This is a genomic window from Sphingobium sp. SYK-6, assembly GCF_000283515.1.
GTDB classification, from domain to species: Bacteria; Pseudomonadota; Alphaproteobacteria; order Sphingomonadales; family Sphingomonadaceae; genus Sphingobium; species Sphingobium lignivorans.
Window position 1 is genome coordinate 605,711 of record NC_015976.1, and the last position, 16,176, is coordinate 621,886.

15 protein-coding genes are annotated in these 16,176 nt (G+C 68.9%); all 15 read left to right on the forward strand.

The genetic code is table 11. The features are described 5' to 3' along the window. Positions 1–193: 193 nt before the first annotated feature. The 15 genes from SLG_RS02855 (at position 194) to SLG_RS02925 (ending at position 16,175) form a co-directional block, all read left to right on the forward strand. A complete protein-coding gene (locus SLG_RS02855) occupies positions 194–676 on the forward strand; it encodes a division/cell wall cluster transcriptional repressor MraZ (RefSeq protein WP_041391689.1) in 483 nt (160 codons plus the stop codon). After that, positions 673–1,653 carry a 16S rRNA (cytosine(1402)-N(4))-methyltransferase RsmH gene (gene rsmH / locus SLG_RS02860; protein WP_014074911.1) on the forward strand — a complete coding sequence of 327 codons (981 nt, stop codon included), beginning with the start codon at positions 673–675 and terminating at the stop codon, positions 1,651–1,653. The genes SLG_RS02855 and rsmH overlap by 4 nt, the downstream gene beginning before the upstream one ends. Continuing rightward, a complete protein-coding gene (locus SLG_RS02865) occupies positions 1,650–2,279 on the forward strand; it encodes a hypothetical protein (protein ID WP_014074912.1) in 630 nt (209 codons plus the stop codon). Before rsmH ends, SLG_RS02865 begins: the two co-directional genes overlap by 4 nt. After that, complete coding sequence (locus SLG_RS02870; RefSeq protein ID WP_014074913.1) at positions 2,279–4,036, forward strand: peptidoglycan D,D-transpeptidase FtsI family protein; 1,758 nt, start codon at positions 2,279–2,281, stop codon at positions 4,034–4,036. The genes SLG_RS02865 and SLG_RS02870 overlap by 1 nt, the downstream gene beginning before the upstream one ends. Continuing rightward, positions 4,036–5,463, forward strand: coding sequence for a UDP-N-acetylmuramoyl-L-alanyl-D-glutamate--2,6-diaminopimelate ligase (locus SLG_RS02875; protein WP_041392469.1), 1,428 nt, complete (start codon positions 4,036–4,038; stop codon positions 5,461–5,463). Before SLG_RS02870 ends, SLG_RS02875 begins: the two co-directional genes overlap by 1 nt. After that, the gene (locus SLG_RS02880) at positions 5,460–6,845 is read left to right on the forward strand and encodes a UDP-N-acetylmuramoyl-tripeptide--D-alanyl-D-alanine ligase (RefSeq protein WP_014074915.1); all 1,386 of its coding nucleotides are present in this window, start codon (positions 5,460–5,462) and stop codon (positions 6,843–6,845) included. Before SLG_RS02875 ends, SLG_RS02880 begins: the two co-directional genes overlap by 4 nt. Next, positions 6,842–7,912: a phospho-N-acetylmuramoyl-pentapeptide-transferase gene (mraY, locus tag SLG_RS02885; RefSeq protein ID WP_014074916.1), complete on the forward strand. Its 1,071-nt coding sequence runs from the start codon at positions 6,842–6,844 to the stop codon at positions 7,910–7,912. The genes SLG_RS02880 and mraY overlap by 4 nt, the downstream gene beginning before the upstream one ends. Further along, positions 7,909–9,237, forward strand: coding sequence for a UDP-N-acetylmuramoyl-L-alanine--D-glutamate ligase (murD, locus tag SLG_RS02890; protein WP_014074917.1), 1,329 nt, complete (start codon positions 7,909–7,911; stop codon positions 9,235–9,237). Before mraY ends, murD begins: the two co-directional genes overlap by 4 nt. A 74-nt stretch (positions 9,238–9,311) precedes the next feature. After that, positions 9,312–10,511 (forward strand): putative lipid II flippase FtsW, encoded by a 1,200-nt coding sequence (gene ftsW / locus SLG_RS02895; protein ID WP_041392470.1) that lies wholly within the window; start codon positions 9,312–9,314, stop codon positions 10,509–10,511. Continuing rightward, positions 10,508–11,671, forward strand: coding sequence for an undecaprenyldiphospho-muramoylpentapeptide beta-N-acetylglucosaminyltransferase (gene murG, locus SLG_RS02900; RefSeq protein WP_014074919.1), 1,164 nt, complete (start codon positions 10,508–10,510; stop codon positions 11,669–11,671). The genes ftsW and murG overlap by 4 nt, the downstream gene beginning before the upstream one ends. Next, positions 11,668–13,095: a UDP-N-acetylmuramate--L-alanine ligase gene (murC, locus tag SLG_RS02905; RefSeq protein ID WP_014074920.1), complete on the forward strand. Its 1,428-nt coding sequence runs from the start codon at positions 11,668–11,670 to the stop codon at positions 13,093–13,095. Before murG ends, murC begins: the two co-directional genes overlap by 4 nt. After that, the gene (locus SLG_RS02910; protein WP_014074921.1) at positions 13,095–13,313 is read left to right on the forward strand and encodes a hypothetical protein; all 219 of its coding nucleotides are present in this window, start codon (positions 13,095–13,097) and stop codon (positions 13,311–13,313) included. Before murC ends, SLG_RS02910 begins: the two co-directional genes overlap by 1 nt. Beyond that, positions 13,313–14,236 (forward strand): UDP-N-acetylmuramate dehydrogenase, encoded by a 924-nt coding sequence (gene murB / locus SLG_RS02915; RefSeq protein ID WP_014074922.1) that lies wholly within the window; start codon positions 13,313–13,315, stop codon positions 14,234–14,236. Before SLG_RS02910 ends, murB begins: the two co-directional genes overlap by 1 nt. After that, positions 14,233–15,204 (forward strand): D-alanine--D-alanine ligase, encoded by a 972-nt coding sequence (locus SLG_RS02920; protein WP_014074923.1) that lies wholly within the window; start codon positions 14,233–14,235, stop codon positions 15,202–15,204. Before murB ends, SLG_RS02920 begins: the two co-directional genes overlap by 4 nt. Next, on the forward strand, positions 15,201–16,175 hold the full coding sequence (locus tag SLG_RS02925) for a cell division protein FtsQ/DivIB (RefSeq protein WP_014074924.1): 975 nt from the start codon (positions 15,201–15,203) through the stop codon (positions 16,173–16,175). Before SLG_RS02920 ends, SLG_RS02925 begins: the two co-directional genes overlap by 4 nt. Position 16,176: the final 1 nt, after the last annotated feature.

Here is a 16,176-nt window from a genome sequence, read left to right on the forward strand (position 1 = left end):
GTTCCCCCATCTCAGCCCAGTTTTCCCAAGATTCTCCCTTCCGTTCCCCGGCGTCTCCTGCTAATTGGAAGCGTCAAGGGGCGCTCGTAGTGTGTGCGAGTCTGTTGCCCGGCATGCGGTTTCCCCGCTTGCCGGAACGGGAAGCGCTGCGCCCTGGCAGGGAGGCCTTGAGCGGGTGTCGTCGGCGGTTTTCATGGGCAACGGAGCAAGCGCCCTGGATGGGAAGGGGCGCTTTGCGCTGCCTATTTCCTTCCGCTCCGTGCTCAACGCCCATAGCGACGAGCCCGGATCGATGCTCGTTCGTGCCGAACCGCGCCGCAAGTGCATCACGCTGTTCGGGAGCAAGCAGGTCGATTTCTTTCAGGCAAAGGCTGACGAAACCGCGCAGATTGCCCTGACGCGCGGCGACGATTTCGATCCCGACCAGGCTGCCGTGGACTTCTGGAGCACCATCAAGTCCGTGACGATCGATTCGGGCGGGCGCTTCACCCTGCCGCCCGCCTTCCGCCGCCTCTACGGCATCACCGACGGCGTGTTCATCGTCGGTGGCGGCCGTTTCGCACAGATCTGGGATCCCGAGCGCTATCTCGCCGAGAGCCCCACCAATCCGCTCGCGGTCGAGGAATGCGAGATGTTCCTCGAGGAGCTTCGTTCCAAGCGGGAGGGTCGCGCATGAGTGCGGCATCCCCCGCGAACCCGCCGGCCGAGCAGCACCGCCCCGTGCTGCTCGATGAAGTGCTCGACGCGCTCGCCATTGCCCCTGGCGAGTGGCATGTCGATGGCACTTTCGGTGCCGGCGGGTACAGTTCGGCCATGGCGGCGCGCGGCGCGCGCGTCTTCGCCATCGATCAGGATCCGGACGCCATTGCGGAAGGCCAGCCCGTCATCGCCGCGAGCGAGGGCGCGATCCGGCTGGTGCAGGGCAATTTCGGCGAGATGGACCGGCTGCTCGCGCATGAAGGCGTCGATGCCGTGGACGGCGTCACGCTCGATATCGGCGTGTCCTCGATGCAGCTCGACCGGCCCCGGCGCGGCTTCGCCTTCCGCTTTCCCGATGCCCCTCTGGACATGCGGATGAACCAGTCCGGCGAGACGGCCGCTGAATTCCTGAACCGGGTGGACGAGACCGTGCTGGCCGACATCCTCTACACCTATGGCGAGGAGCGCCAGTCGCGCCGGATCGCCCGCGCTATCGTCGCCGCGCGGCCGCTGGCGACCGTCGGCGATCTTGTCGGCGCCGTGCACCGCGCGATCGGGCGGCGGCCCGGTGACAAGACCGACCCGGCGACGCGCACCTTCCAGGCGATCCGCATTCATCTGAACGGCGAGCTGGACGCGCTGGAGCGCGGGCTGGACGCGGCCGAGGCTGTGCTGAAGCCCGGCGGTCGCCTCGCCATCGTCACGTTCCACAGTCTCGAGGACCGTATCGTCAAGAATTTCCTGCGCGCGCGCAGCGGTCAGGAAGGCGCCGGTTCGCGCCACCGGCCGGAGACCCGCGCCGCGCAGGCCCCCACCTTCCGCAAGCCCGCCCGCGCCGTGCGCCCCGGCGAAGCGGAAATCGCCGCCAATCCGCGCGCGCGCTCCGCCACGCTTCGCAGTGCCGTGCGCACCGCAGCCCCCGCCCGCATCTCTCGACAGGGAGCAGACTCATGATCGCCATCAAGCGCCTGCAAAGCATCATGTGGATTCTCGTCGTCGCGATGGGCGCGCTCGCCGCTTATCTGATCAGCCTGCGCGTCGCGACCGAGCGGAACGCGGTTCATCACCTCATCGACCAGATCCGCTGGACGCGCTCGGAGATTCGCTATCTGGAGGCGGAGTTCGGCGCGCGCGCGAGCCTGCGCCAGCTCACGGCCTGGAACCAGAACGACCTGCGCCTCTACGTGCCGGGCCCGGGCCAGTATCTGCCCGACGAGCGCGCGCTCGCCAATCTGGAAGGCATGGCGCCGGTGGGGGACGGCTACGCGCCGCCGCCGGTGATGGTCGCCATGGCGAAGCAGGATGAGGCGGCGCCCGTCGAGCTGGCCGCCGCCGCGCCGCGCAAGCCCAGCACAGAGGTGCGTGCCCCTTCGGAGTTCGCGCTGATCCGCACCGCATCGGCTGCCGAGCCGGTGCCCGGACGCGTCAACCTCGCCGACACCAGGCCGCTGCCAAAGCGGACCGACAAGGCCGCCGTCCGGCCTGACCCTGCCGCGCGCAAGACGGCACGCCTCGCGCTGCTGGACGAGAAGCTGCTCGGGGGCACGGCCTTCGCCAGCGGCGAGGGCAAGGTGCGCTGATGGCAACCATCCTCGCGCAGCCGGAGCCGCGCCCCAATCACGGCAAGGCCGTCGATCTCGTCTCCGTTGCGCATGGCCGTCTCATGCTGGTGCTGCTCATCTTCGTGGCGATCACCGGCGTGATGACGGTGCGCATGGCATGGATGGGCGTGGACGCCGGCGTGCAGCATGAGCGGTCGATCAGCCCGCTGCCCGTGCCGCGCCGCGCCGACATCGTCGACCGCAACGGCGTCCCGCTGGCGCGCGACATCGACGGCTATGCGATCGCGGTGCGCCGTGACAGGCTGCTTGGCGACCCCCGCGAGCTGGCCGTGAAGCTGCACGAGATCTTCCCCGACCAGACGGTCGGCTATTTCTACAAGAAGCTGACCTCGGGCAGCCAGTGGAACTATCTGCGCACGCGCGCCCTGCCGCGCGAGGTCGCCGCGGTGAATGCGCTGGGCGAGATCGGCATCGAGTTCCCCCGCGAGCCCGAGCGGCTCTATCCGCAGCGCACGCTCGCGGCGCATCTGGTCGGTTTCGTCGATCGGGACGGACATGGCGCGATGGGCGTGGAACGGGCTTTCGACAATCGCCTGCTCGACGCGCAGATGCGCGGCAAGCCGCTCCAGCTCTCCATCGACACGCGGGTACAGGCAGCGCTGGAGGACGAGCTGACGCGCGGCATGGAGGACCAGCGGGCCAAGGGCGCGGTCGGCCTCGTGCTCGATGCGCGCAATGGTGAAGTGGTCGCCATGGCCTCCCTTCCCACGTTCAATCCCAACCGGATCGATCCCGTGCCGGCGCCGCCGCCGGTCATGGGCGCCGACGGCAAGCTGCGCCCCGGCCGCATCACTTGCGACATGTCGCCGCGCTGCAACCGCGTGGTGCAGGCGCGCTACGAGCTGGGCTCCACCTTCAAGCCGCTCTCCTTCGCCATCGCCATGGACGCGGGCGTGATCGTGAGCATGACCAAGCGTTATGACGCGACCGCGCCGCTGCCCGTCGGCCGCTTCACCATCAAGGACGATCATCCGCTCGGCCGCTGGCTCACCGTGCCCGAGGCGCTTGTCCATTCCAGCAATATCGTCACGGCCCGCATCGCCGACGAGATGGGGCAGGCGCCGCTGGAGCGCGCCTATCGCTCGCTGGAGTTCGACCGGCCCGCCAGCGTCCAGCTCCGTGAGCAGGCCGGCACGCTGTTCCCCACCAAATGGTATCGCACCACGATCATGACCACGGCTTATGGCCATGGCATCGCGGTGACGCCGATGCATCTCGCCAGTGCTTATGCCGCGCTGGTCAATGGCGGCATGTGGCATCCCGCAACGGTGATCCGTCGCGCGCCGGGCGAGAAGATCGATTCGCGCCGCGTGTTCAGCGAGGCGACCAGCGCCCGGATGCGCCAGTTGCTGCGCATGATCGTGCAGACCGGCACCGGCCGCAATGCCGACGCCGCCGGCTATCGCGTCGGTGGCAAGACCGGCACGGCCGAGAAGCCCAAGGACGGCGGCTATGCCCGCCGCTCGCTGGTCTCGACCTTTGCCTCCGCCTTCCCGATGGAAGACCCGCGCTATGTCGTCGTGGTGATGATGGACGAGCCCCAGGGCAGTGCCCGTTATCCCGGCATCCGCACCGCGGCCTATACTGCGGCGCCGGTCGTCAAGGCGTTCGTCTCACGTGTGGGGCCACTCCTCGGCGTCTATCCCGAAGCCAACCGGGACGTCGACATTTCCGAGTTGATGCCGCTGGTCGAAGGGGACAAGGAGGCCGAATGATGCGTCTCTCGACCTTTCTTCCCGACCTCGAGTCCGCTGCGGGCGACGCGGCGGTGAGCGGCTTCGCCATCGATCATCGCAAGGTGGCGCCCGGCACCATTTTCGGCGCGTTCCGGGGCGCGCGGCTGAACGGCGAGGACTTCATCCCCGCGGCCGTCGCGGCCGGGGCGATCGCGGTCGTCGCGCGGCCCGAAGCGAAGGTCGAGGGTGCCGTCCACATCGCCGACGAGGATCCGCGCCGCCTGTTCGCCGCGCTCGCCGCGCGTTATTATGCGCCTTATCCCGAGACGGTGGTGGGGGTGACCGGCACCAACGGCAAGACATCGACGGTGGAACTCACGCGCCAGCTCTGGCGGATGCTCGGGCACAAGTCCGCGTCCATCGGCACGCTGGGCGTCACCACCTCGGTCGATCAGGTGTCGACCGGCCTCACCACGCCGGACATCGTGACATTTCTTTCCAACATGGCTGGCCTCGCCAGGGAAGGCATCAGCCATGTTGCTTATGAGGCGTCGAGCCACGGTCTGGCGCAGTTCCGCAGCGAGGGCTTGCGCGTCGCCGCCGGCGCCTTCACCAATCTGAGCCGCGATCATCTCGATTATCACGGCACCATGGAGCATTATTTCGCCGCGAAGATGCGCCTGTTCGACGAGGTCGTGGCGCCCGACGGGACGGCAGTGGTCTGGGCGGACGACGAGCGCTCGGGCGCGGTGATCGAGCATGCGCGCGCGCGCGGCCTGCGGGTCGTCACGGTCGGCACGAAGGGCGAGACGCTGCGCCTCGCCGGCCGCACGCCGACCCAGCTCGGCCAGACGCTGCTGATCGAGGCGGAAGGCGCGACGCACAAGGTGGAGCTGCCGCTGATCGGCGCCTATCAGGCCGCCAACGCGCTGACCGCCACGGGGCTGGTGCTGGCGACGGGCGGCGCGCTCAAGGAGGTGCTGGGCCTGCTCGCGCGGGTGCAGCCGGTGCGGGGACGGCTGGAACGCGCGGTCATCACGCGCGTCGGCGCGCCGGTCTATGTCGATTATGCCCACACGCCCGATGGCCTGCGCGCCGCGATCGAGGCGCTGCGGCCGCACACACGGGGGCGGCTCATCACGCTGTTCGGGGCCGGCGGCGACCGGGACGCGGGCAAGCGGCCGCTGATGGGGCGCGTGGCCAGCGAACTCAGCGACATGGTGATCGTGACCGACGACAATCCGCGCAGCGAGGAACCGCAGGTCATTCGCGCCGCGATCATGGCCGGTGCGCCGGACGCGCGCGAGATCGGCGGGCGCCGTGCCGCCATTGCCGCCGCCATCGCGGAAGCGGGGCCGGACGACATCGTCCTGCTCGCCGGCAAGGGCCATGAACAGGGGCAGATCATCGGCGACAGGGTGCTGCCATTCGACGACGTCACGGTCGCACGGGAATGCGCCGCATGACGCCCTTGTGGACATCCGAGGCGATCGCCGAAGCGACTGGCGGGACGGCTAACTCGTCCTTCGACGTGACCGGCGTGGCCTTCGACAGCCGCGAGGTGGCGCCCGGCGACCTGTTTGTCGCGCTGCGGGGCGAGCATGCCGACGGGCATGACTTCATTCCCATGGCGCTGGCGGCCGGAGCGGGCGGCCTGCTGGTCGAGCGTGAGGTGAACGGCCCCTTCGTCAAGGTGGCGGACGCCGCGCGCGGCCTTGAGGATCTGGGCCGGGCATCGCGCCGTCGCACGGGCGCGCGCATCATCGGCGTCACCGGATCGGCCGGCAAGACCGGCACCAAGGAAGCGCTCTACCGTGCCTTCGACCGGATGAGCTTCGGCGGCGCGCACCGCTCTCTCAAGAGCTACAACAATCATGTCGGCGTCCCGCTCAGCCTCGCGCGGATGCCGGCGACGACGCGCTATGGCGTCTTCGAGATGGGCATGAACCACGAAGGCGAGCTGCGGGCGCTCAGCCGCATGGTTCGCCCGCATGTGGCGATCGTCACGACCATCGCGCCGGCGCACATCGAGTATTTCGGCAGCGAGGAGAAGATCGCCGATGCCAAGGCCGAAATCTTCGAGGGGCTGACGAGCGACGGCACTGCCATCATCCCGGCCGATTCGCCACATGCCAGCCGGCTCTACAATGTCGCTGCCCGCCATGCCGCGCGGATCGTCACGTTCGGTCTGCGCGCCGGCGCGGACGTGCGCGTGGTGGAGGAAGCCCCCTCTGCACGCGGCGGCACGCTGGTGACGGCCCAGTTGCGCACCGCGCGCCTCAGCTTCACGGTCGGCATGCCCGGCCGCCACTGGGTGAGCAATGCGCTGGCGGTGCTGGCGGCCGTGGAAGCGGTCGGTGGCGATCTCGCCCAGGCCGGGCTGGCGCTCGCCGAAATGAACGGCCTGCCGGGGCGTGGCGCGCGCCGCACGCTGCGCACGGCCGATGGCGGCGAGGCGCTGCTGATCGATGAATCCTACAATGCCAATCCCGCCTCCATGGCCGCGACGCTGGCGCAGCTCGGCGAGGAGCGAGGCGAACGGCGCATCGCCGTGCTGGGCGCGATGAAGGAACTGGGCGCGCTGTCCGAGAGCCTGCACCGGGGCCTCGCCGATGCGGTGCGGGCGGCCGGCGTCAGCCTTGCCGTGCTGGTGGGTGACGAGATGGCGCCGCTGGCCGATGCGCTGGCCGGCGATGTGCCCGTGGAGCGGGCGAAGGATGTGACGGACGTGCTCGACCTGCTGCCCGGCCGCCTGCGCGGCGGCGACGTGATCCTCGTCAAGGGGTCGAACAGCATCGGGCTCTCCCGCCTGGTCGACCGGCTCGCGGCGGAAGAGGTGGCGGCATGATCTACTGGCTTGCCGAGCAGCTCAATTTCCCCGGCGTGCTCAACCTGATCCGCTACCTGACGTTCCGTGCCGGCGCCGCCATCATCACGGCGCTGCTGATCGGCCTCATCATCGGCCCGCGTTTCATCGGCTGGCTGCGCGTGCGGCAGGGCAAGGGGCAGCCGATCCGCGACGACGGACCGCAGACGCATCTCGCCAAGCGCGGCACGCCCACCATGGGCGGGCTGATGATCCTCACCGCGCTGGTGCTTTCCGTGCTGCTGTGGATGAACGTCGCGTCCATCTATCTGTGGGCCTGCCTGCTGGTGACGTTGGGCTTCGGCGCCATCGGCTTCATGGACGATTACGACAAGGTGACCAAGGCGAGCCACAAGGGCCTTTCCGCCCGCATGCGGCTGCTCGCCGAGTTCGCCATTGCCGGCCTCGCGACCTGGCTGATCGTGCGGCACAACGGCACGATGCTCTATCTGCCCTTCTGGAGCGGCGGCGCGATCGATCTCGGGCCGCTCTACTATCTCTTCGGCGCTTTCGTGATCGTCTCCTTCGGCAATGCGGTGAACCTGACGGACGGGCTGGACGGCCTCGCCTCCATGCCGGTGATCGTCGCCTGCATGGCCTTCATGCTCATCGCCTATCTGGTCGGGCGCGCGGACTATGCTGCCTATCTCGGTATTCCGCATGTGCCGGGCGCGGGCGATCTGGTCATCCTGTGCGGCGCGATCGTCGGCGCCGGGCTGGCCTTCCTGTGGTTCAACGCGCCGCCGGCGGCCGTGTTCATGGGCGACACCGGCAGCCTTGCGCTCGGTGGCACGATCGGCGTGATCGCCGTCGTCGCGCATCACGAGATCGTGCTGGCAGTGATCGGCGGCCTGTTCGTGATCGAGGCGCTGTCCGTCATCATCCAGGTGTTCTTCTACAAGCGCACCGGCAAGCGCGTGTTCCGCATGGCGCCGATCCACCATCATTTCGAGCAGCTCGGCTGGGCGGAATCGACTGTCGTCATCCGCTTCTGGATCATTTCCTTCGTGCTCGCGCTGGCGGGCCTCTCCACGCTGAAGCTGCGATGATCGTCTCGGACGCCTTTGCCGGCAAGCGCTATGCCGTCCTCGGTCTCGCCCGCTCCGGGCTGGCGACGGTGGACGCGCTGGCGGCAAGCGGTGCCTGGGTGATCGCCTGGGACCAGCGGGAAGACGCGCGCGCGCAGGTCGCCGGCAAGGCCGTGCTCGGCGATCCCATGGAAATGGACCTCAATGGGCTGGACGCGCTGGTCGTCTCGCCCGGCGTGCCGCTCAATCGCCATCCGGTCACATGCCGGGCGCGCGCGGCCGGCGTGCCGATCATCGGGGATATCGAGCTGTTCGCGCTTGCGCGGCCCACTTTGCCGCCGCACCGCGTCGTCGGCATCACCGGCACCAACGGCAAATCGACGACCACCGCGCTCATCCATCATATCGTGCGGGTCGCCGGCCTGCCAACGCGGATGGGCGGCAATATCGGCCTGCCCATCCTCGCGCAGGATCCGCTCAAGGCGGGCGGGGTCTATGTGCTCGAACTGTCGAGCTACCAGATCGACCTCACCTTCACGCTCGACTGCGACGTTGCGGTGCTGCTCAACGTCACGCCCGATCATCTCGATCGCTATGCCGATTTCGATGCCTATGTGGCGTCCAAGGTGCGTCTGTTCGGCATGCAGTCGCCCGATCACACCGCCATCATCGCGGTCGACGACGATGTGACGCGCGGCGTGGCGGCAGGGCTCCCGCGCGTCCGGCGCGTTTCGGCGGCATCCGTCGATCCCGCGATGCAGGCCCGCTGGCCCGCCCTGCAGGGGCCGCACAACGCGCAGAATGTCGCGGTCGCGGTCATGGTGGCGCAAGCGCTCGGGATTTCCGACGCGAATGTCGGCGCCGCGCTCGAAAGCTATGCCAGTCTGCCGCACCGCATGCAGCGCGTGGCGGAGATCGACGGCGTGCTCTACGTGAACGACAGCAAGGCGACCAATGCCGCCTCGACCGCGCCGGCGCTGGCCGCCTGGCCCGCGATCGGGGGGCGGCCGCGCATCCACTGGATATTGGGCGGCCTCGCCAAGAGCGAATCGCTGGACGAGTGCGCCGCCGGTCTTCCCAACGTCGCCCATGCCTACACGATCGGCGAGGCCGGGCCGCTGTTCGCCCGGCTGCTGGGCGAGGCCGATGTCCCCGTGACCGAATGCGAGCTGCTGGTCACTGCCGTTGCGGAAGCGGCTGCTCGCGCGCAGGCTGGTGATGTCGTGCTGCTATCGCCGGCCTGCGCATCCTTCGATCAGTTCCGGGATTTCGAGGCGCGCGGCGATGCCTTCGCGGCAGCCGTCGCCGCGCTGGGCGAGAAGGCGCCTGCGGGGGACAGCCGATGAGCGACCAGAGCGACGAGGGCATCACGCTGATCGACGGCGGCGCGCCGCGCCAGCCGCGCTTCGGCCAGCTCGACATGGCACTGGCGCCGCTGCGCGCCCGCCCCGGCCGGCCGCTGCCGCGCGAACGCACCGCGCTCGCCATCTGGTTCTGGGAAATCGACCGGGTGCTGCTCGGCCTCATCGTGGTGCTGATCGCCATTGGCCTGGTGGCCGTGGCGGCCGCTTCCCCGGTCGCCGCCGCGAAGCTGTCCGGCCGGGGCAACGAGCTGACGCCGCTCTATTTCTTCTATCGCCAGCTCATGTGGATCGGCCTCGGCCTGCCCATCATGGTGGTGATCTCCATGCTGCCCCGCCCGCAGGCGCGCCGGCTGGCGGTGGCGCTGGCGCTGGTCTTTGCCGCCTTTCTCCTGCTCGTGCCGTTCGTGGGCACGACCGTGAACGGCGCGACGCGCTGGTTCGGCAGCGGCGCTTTCCGCTTCCAGCCCTCGGAGTTCCTCAAGCCTTTCTTCGTGGTCAGCATCGCCTGGCTGCTCTCCCTGCGCGCGCGCGATCCCTCGCTGCCGGTGATACCACTGACCGGCATGCTGACCGGCATCGTCGCGCTGCTGCTCATGCGCCAGCCCGATTTTGGCCAGACGGTGATCTTCTGCGCGGTGTGGGCCGGGCTGCTGCTCATTGGCGGCGCATCGATGCGCATCATGGCGGGGCTGGGCTGCGTGGGCCTCGGCCTCTTCGTGCTCACTTATCTCTTCTACGAGAATGGCCGTGACCGCATCGATGCGTTCCTGTTCCCGGTCGCCGACCCCGCCGCCGGGCCCGATCAGGTGCAGCTCGCCCATGCCACCATCACGCGCGGCGGCCTGACCGGCGTTGGCCCCGGCGGCGGCACGGCGAAGTTCAACCTGCCCGAGGCGCATACCGACTATATCTTCTCCGTGATCGGCGAGGAATTCGGCCTCATCGCCTGCATGGCGATCGCGCTGGTCTATCTCGCCATCGTGGTGCGCGTCCTGCTGCGGCTGCTGGACGAGGAAGACCCCTTCGTCATCCTCGCGACCGCCGGGCTGGTCATGGTGATGGGCTTCCAGGCGATCATCAACATGGGCGTCAATATCCATATCTTCCCATCCAAGGGCATGACGCTGCCCTTCATCAGCTATGGCGGCTCCTCGATGATCGCGCTGTGCGCCGGGGTAGGCCTGTTGCTGGCATTCACGCGGCGCAATCCGTATATGGCGCGCTCACCTTATGTCGTGACATGGAGCGGCCGATGAGCATCTTCCGCCACTATGTGCTGGCGGCGGGCGGCACCGGGGGGCACATGCTCCCGGCCCATGCCGTCGCCCAGGAACTGATGGCGCGCGGCCACCGGGTGGCGCTGGTGACCGACGAGCGCGGAACGAGGATTCCCGGCATCTTCGAGGATGTGCAGACGCATGTCCTGCCGGCCGGGCGGATGAGCGGCGGCCCTTCCGGCTGGTGGAAGGGGCTGAAGGCGATCCGCGAGGGCCGGGCCATGGCGCGCCGCCTCTACGAGACGTTCGAACCCTCCGCGGTCGTCGGCTTCGGCGGCTATCCGGCGCTGCCCGCGCTGCTGGGCGCCTTTGCCGAGCGCATCCCGACCGTGATCCACGAGCAGAATGCCGTGCTGGGCCGCGTGAACCGGCTGGTGGCAGGCAAGGTCAACGCGATCGCGACGGCCTATCCTGAAGTCCGGCGCCTCGCCGGGCGCCACGCCGGCAAGGTGCATCTCGTCGGCAATCCCGTGCGGGAGAGCGTGCTCGCCCTGCGCGAGGAGCTATTCCCGGTCTTCTCGGACGAAAGCGTGCTGCGCCTGCTGGTGACGGGCGGGAGCCTGGGCGCGAGCATCCTCTCCGATGTGGTGCCCGCCGGTCTCGCCCTGCTGCCCGTCAGCCTGCGCCGCCGCCTGCAGGTGACGCAGCAATGCCGGCCGGAGGACATCGAGCGCGTCCGCGCCATCTATGCGGAGATGGAGATCCCCGCCGATCTCGCGACCTATATCGACGACATGCCGACCAAGCTCGGCTGGTCGCATCTCGTGATCGCGCGGGCCGGCGCCTCGACCATCGCGGAACTGACCTGCGCCGGCCGCCCCGCCATCCTCGTGCCGCTGCCCATCGCGACGGACGATCACCAGACCTTCAACGCGCGGGAGCTGGCCAGGACCGGCGGCGCCCGGCTCATCCCCCAACCCAAATTCACGCCAGCGGAACTCGCCAAGCAAATGCAGAAACTCGCCATGGAACCCGGCGCCCTCCAGAATGCAGCCGCGCGCGCTCGCGCCGCCGGCTTTCCCGACGCGGTCAGGGACATGGCCGATCTCATCGAGAGCTTCAGCCCCGCGCCGCAGACGATCGACACGGTGCGCGTCGAGACCCCGGCGATGCCCGGTCTCGCGGGAGCAGGCGCATGAAGGGCGTCGGCACCGACATCGGCACGATCCATTTCATCGGCATCGGCGGCATCGGCATGTCCGGCATCGCCGAGGTGATGCACAATATGGGCTACACGGTGCAGGGCTCCGACGTGGCCGAGGGCTATGTCATCGCGCATCTGCGCGAGCTCGGCATCAAGGTGATGATCGGCCATGCCGCCGAGAATCTGGGCGATGCCGCCGTGGTCGTCACCTCGACAGCGATCCGGCGCGGCAACCCGGAAGTGGAGCTGGCGCTGGAGAAGCGCGTGCCCGTCATCCGCCGCGCGGAAATGCTGGCCGAGCTGATGCGCCTCAAGTCGACCATCGCGGTCGCGGGCACGCACGGCAAGACGACGACGACTTCCATGGTCGCCGCGCTGCTGGATGCCGGCGGCATCGACCCCACCGTCATCAACGGCGGGATCATCAATAGCTATGGCTCCAACGCGCGGCTCGGCTCGTCCGACTGGATGGTCGTGGAAGCCGACGAGAGCGACGGCAGCTTCCTGCGGCTCGACGGCACGCTCGCTGTCGTCACCAACATCGATCCCGAGCATCTCGACCATTATGGCTCGTTCGACGCCGTGAAGGACGCCTTTGTCGAGTTCGTGGAGAATGTGCCTTTCTATGGCGCGGCGATGCTCTGCCTCGATCATCCCGAAGTGCAGGCTATCCTGCCGCGCGTGCAGGACCGGCGGATCGTGACCTACGGCTTCTCGGCGCAGGCGGACATCCGCGGCGAGAATGTCCGCCCCGTGCCCGGTGGCAACATGTTCGACGTGCAGATCCGCGAGCGTGACGGATCGGTGCGGCGCATCGAGGACATCACCATGCCGATGCCCGGGCGGCACAATGTGCTCAATGCCATGGCGGCCATCGGCGTCGCGCTGCAGATGGGCATTGCGGACGCGACCATCCAGTCCGGCTTCGCCAGCTTCGGCGGCGTCAAGCGGCGCTTCACGCGCGTGGGCGAGATCGCGGTGGATGGCGGCGAAGCCGTGGTGATCGATGACTACGGCCATCATCCGGTGGAAATCCGCGCCGTGCTTGCCGCTGCGCGGGAAGGCGCGCAGGGCCGCGTCGTCGCGGTGGTGCAGCCGCACCGCTTCACGCGGCTGCGCGATCTCATGGACGAGTTCCAGCAGGCCTTCAACGATGCCGACATCGTCTATGTGACGCCGGTCTACCCGGCGGGCGAGCAGCCCATCGATGGTGTCGATGCCGAGGCGCTGGTCGCCGGGCTCAAGCGCCGGGGCCATCGCGCGGCCCAGACCATCCAGAGCGCCGAGGCGCTCGCTGCCGATCTCGCCGCCGAGGTGAAGGCGAACGACATGATCGTCTGCCTGGGCGCGGGCGACATCACCAAATGGGCCGCCGGCCTTGCCGGTTCGGTCACCGCACTGCGCAAGGAGGTCGCCTGATGTGGGAGCTGATGCGCATCGGCCTCGAAATGCAGGAGCGCATGATCGAGGCGCAGAGCAAGGGGCTGGACGTCGCGCGCTCGATGATGGACGCCGCCGAGAAGCAGGGCGACGTCGCCCGGTCCGCGCTCGACATGGGCGAGGCCATGAACCGCGCCGGCAAGGCGCAGGCGGACCTGTTCGACCGCTGGATCAATTTCTGGAGCGGCCGTCTTTGATGAACGCGGCCGCCCTCATGCCCGATCTGCCGCCGGTGCGCGGGAAGCTGACGGCGCATGCGCCGCTGGCCCCGCTCGTCTGGTTCAAGGCGGGCGGCGCGGCCGACTGGCTGTTCGAGCCGCAGGATGCGGACGACCTTGCCCATTTCCTTGCCGCGCTGGACCCGGCCATGCCGGTGATGGCGCTGGGCCTCGGCTCCAACCTGATCGTGCGGGACGGCGGCGTGCCGGGCGTCGTCGTGCGGCTGGGCAAGGCCTTTGCACGGGTCGAACGGCTGGACGCTACGAGCCTGCGCTGCGGCGGCGGGGCGTCGGGCATCCTCGTCTCCTCCACGGCGCGCGACGCGGGCATTGGCGGCCTTGAGTTCCTGCGCTCCATCCCCGGCACGGTCGGTGGCTTCGTGCGCATGAACGGCGGCGCTTATGGCCGCGAAGTGAAGGACGTCCTTGTCGAGGCCGACATCGTGCTGCGCACCGGCGAACGGGTGACACTGCCGCTCGATGCGCTGGGCTATACCTATCGCCACAGCGAACTGCCCGAGGGCGCGGTGGTGATCGCCGCGACGTTCCGTGGTCATCCCGAGGCGCCGGAGACGGTGCAGGCGGAGATGGACCGTATTTCCGCCGCGCGCGAGGCGAGCCAGCCGCTGCGCAGCAAGACCGGCGGCTCCACCTTCAAGAATCCTCCCGGCGAGAAGGCCTGGGCACTGGTCGACCGCGCCGGCTGCCGGGGCCTGACGCTGGGCGGCGCGCAAGTGAGCGAGAAGCACACCAATTTCCTCATCAACACCGGCGCGGCGACCAGTGCCGATATCGAGGCGCTGGGCGAGGAAGTGCGCCGCCGCGTGAAGGCGGAGAGTGGCGTCACCCTCGAATGGGAAATCCAGCGCGTCGGCCGTGCGGCGGAAGGGGACGGCGCATGAGCGGTCCCTGGAAAGTCGCGGTGCTGATGGGCGGCTGGTCCGCCGAGCGGGAGGTGTCGCTGAGCAGCGGCGCGGGCATCGTCAAGGCGCTGGAAGAGCGCGGGCACAGCGCAATTCCCATCGATCTGGGTGCGAGCCCGGCGGAAGGGCGCGACTTGCCCGCCAAGCTGATCGCCGCCGATCCCGACATCGTGTTCAACGCGCTGCACGGCGTGCCGGGCGAGGACGGGACGGTGCAGGGGCTCATGGACATCATGGGCTATCGCTACACCCATAGCGGCCTTGCCACCTCGGTCATCGCGATCGACAAGCAACTCACCAAGCAGCATCTGGTGCCGCACGGCATCCCCATGCCCGGCGGGCACATCGTGGCGAGCGAGGATCTGTTCGCCGCCGATCCGCTGCCGCGGCCTTATGTGGTGAAACCGGTCAACGAAGGGTCATCGGTCGGTGTCGCCATCGTCACTGCCGAAGGCAATTACGGCAATCCCATCGGTCGGGACGTGAAGGGGCCGTGGCAGGAATTCGACGAGCTGCTGGCCGAGCCGTTCATCAGGGGGCGCGAGCTGACCGTCGCGGTGCTCGGCGATCGGGCGCTCGCGGTGACGGAACTGAAGCCCAGGAGCGGCTTCTACGATTATGACGCGAAATATACCGACGGCATGACCGAGCATGTCTGCCCGGCCGACGTGCCGGTGGACATCGCGCAGGCGATGATGGACATCGCGCTGCGCGCGCACCGGCTCCTCGGCTGCAAGGGCACGTCCCGCTCCGATTTTCGCTGGGATGACGAGCAGGGCGTCGAGGGCCTCTTCCTGCTGGAAGTGAACACCCAGCCCGGCATGACGCCGCTCAGCCTCGTGCCCGAGCAGGCGCGGCATCTCGGCATGAGCTACGGCGCGCTCGTGGAAGCGATCATTGCGGACGCGCTGGCGGAAGGCACGCCGGCGAAGGGAGCGAAGGAATGAGCACGGCAACGATCAGGCGCGGATCGGGACGCGGCGCGCGATCGGGCTCGAGTGGCGCGGGCAACCGCCGGCCGCGGCGCGGCAAGAGCACGATCGACCGGCTGATCGGTCTCATCCCGCTGTCCCCCGAGCAGATCGCGAAAGGGATGACGTGGGGCATCGCGCTGGTGGTGCTGGTGCTCCTGTGGGTGGCGGCCCGCTTCCTCGGCTTGCCGGCAATGATTGGCGCGGAGATCAGCGAGCTGGCCGGCCGGGCGGGCTTCGCCGTCACCAAGATCGAAGTGCACGGGCTCGATCGCATGGACCAGATGCCGGTGACCGACATCGCGGTCAAATATGTCGATCGCTCGATGCTTTCCGTCGATCTGGACAAGGTGCGCGGCGAGGTCATGAAGCTCGGCTGGGTGAAGGACGCACGCGTTTCCCGCCGCCTGCCCGATGCGCTGATCGTGGACGTGATGGAGCGCCAGCCGGTCGCGGTGTGGCAGCATGACGGGCAGCTCAGCCTTGTCGACGCCACCGGCGTGGCGCTGGGCGGCGTCGATCCCGATGCCATTCCCGATCTGCCGCTGGTCGTCGGCCCGGATGCGAATCTCAAGACCGCCGCGCTCGCGCGCCTGATGGATTCCGCCCCCGCGCTCAAGCCGATGCTGGCGGGTGCGACTTGGGTTGGCAATCGCCGCTGGGACCTGCGCTTCCAGTCGGGCGAGCAGCTTCTCCTCCCGGAAGGCGAGGCCGAAGCGGCCGCCGCTCTCGTCAACTTCGCGCGGATGGACGGCGTGGACCGGCTGCTCGGCCGGGGCGTGCTGCGCTTCGACATGCGCGATCCCTCGCGCTTCGTGCTGCGGCTGCCGCCCGGCCAGAGCAAGGCGGATGCGCCGACGGTGACGTCGGCACCGACCAGCCGCGCGGTGGTGACGGATGGCGGCGATGCGGGGACGACCCGCTCCACTCAGGCGACGGAGGGCTGAA

Coding starts and splice junctions, on each gene's coding strand:
- SLG_RS02925 (WP_014074924.1), top strand. CDS start 15,201: ATGAGCACGGCAACGATCAGGCGCGGATCGGGACGCGGCGCGCGATCG.
- SLG_RS02910 (WP_014074921.1), top strand. CDS start 13,095: ATGTGGGAGCTGATGCGCATCGGCCTCGAAATGCAGGAGCGCATGATC.
- SLG_RS02875 (WP_041392469.1), top strand. CDS start 4,036: ATGCGTCTCTCGACCTTTCTTCCCGACCTCGAGTCCGCTGCGGGCGAC.
- mraY (WP_014074916.1), top strand. CDS start 6,842: ATGATCTACTGGCTTGCCGAGCAGCTCAATTTCCCCGGCGTGCTCAAC.
- SLG_RS02865 (WP_014074912.1), top strand. CDS start 1,650: ATGATCGCCATCAAGCGCCTGCAAAGCATCATGTGGATTCTCGTCGTC.
- murC (WP_014074920.1), top strand. CDS start 11,668: ATGAAGGGCGTCGGCACCGACATCGGCACGATCCATTTCATCGGCATC.
- rsmH (WP_014074911.1), top strand. CDS start 673: ATGAGTGCGGCATCCCCCGCGAACCCGCCGGCCGAGCAGCACCGCCCC.
- SLG_RS02920 (WP_014074923.1), top strand. CDS start 14,233: ATGAGCGGTCCCTGGAAAGTCGCGGTGCTGATGGGCGGCTGGTCCGCC.
- SLG_RS02855 (WP_041391689.1), top strand. CDS start 194: ATGGGCAACGGAGCAAGCGCCCTGGATGGGAAGGGGCGCTTTGCGCTG.
- ftsW (WP_041392470.1), top strand. CDS start 9,312: ATGGCACTGGCGCCGCTGCGCGCCCGCCCCGGCCGGCCGCTGCCGCGC.
- SLG_RS02870 (WP_014074913.1), top strand. CDS start 2,279: ATGGCAACCATCCTCGCGCAGCCGGAGCCGCGCCCCAATCACGGCAAG.
- murB (WP_014074922.1), top strand. CDS start 13,313: ATGAACGCGGCCGCCCTCATGCCCGATCTGCCGCCGGTGCGCGGGAAG.
- murG (WP_014074919.1), top strand. CDS start 10,508: ATGAGCATCTTCCGCCACTATGTGCTGGCGGCGGGCGGCACCGGGGGG.
- SLG_RS02880 (WP_014074915.1), top strand. CDS start 5,460: ATGACGCCCTTGTGGACATCCGAGGCGATCGCCGAAGCGACTGGCGGG.
- murD (WP_014074917.1), top strand. CDS start 7,909: ATGATCGTCTCGGACGCCTTTGCCGGCAAGCGCTATGCCGTCCTCGGT.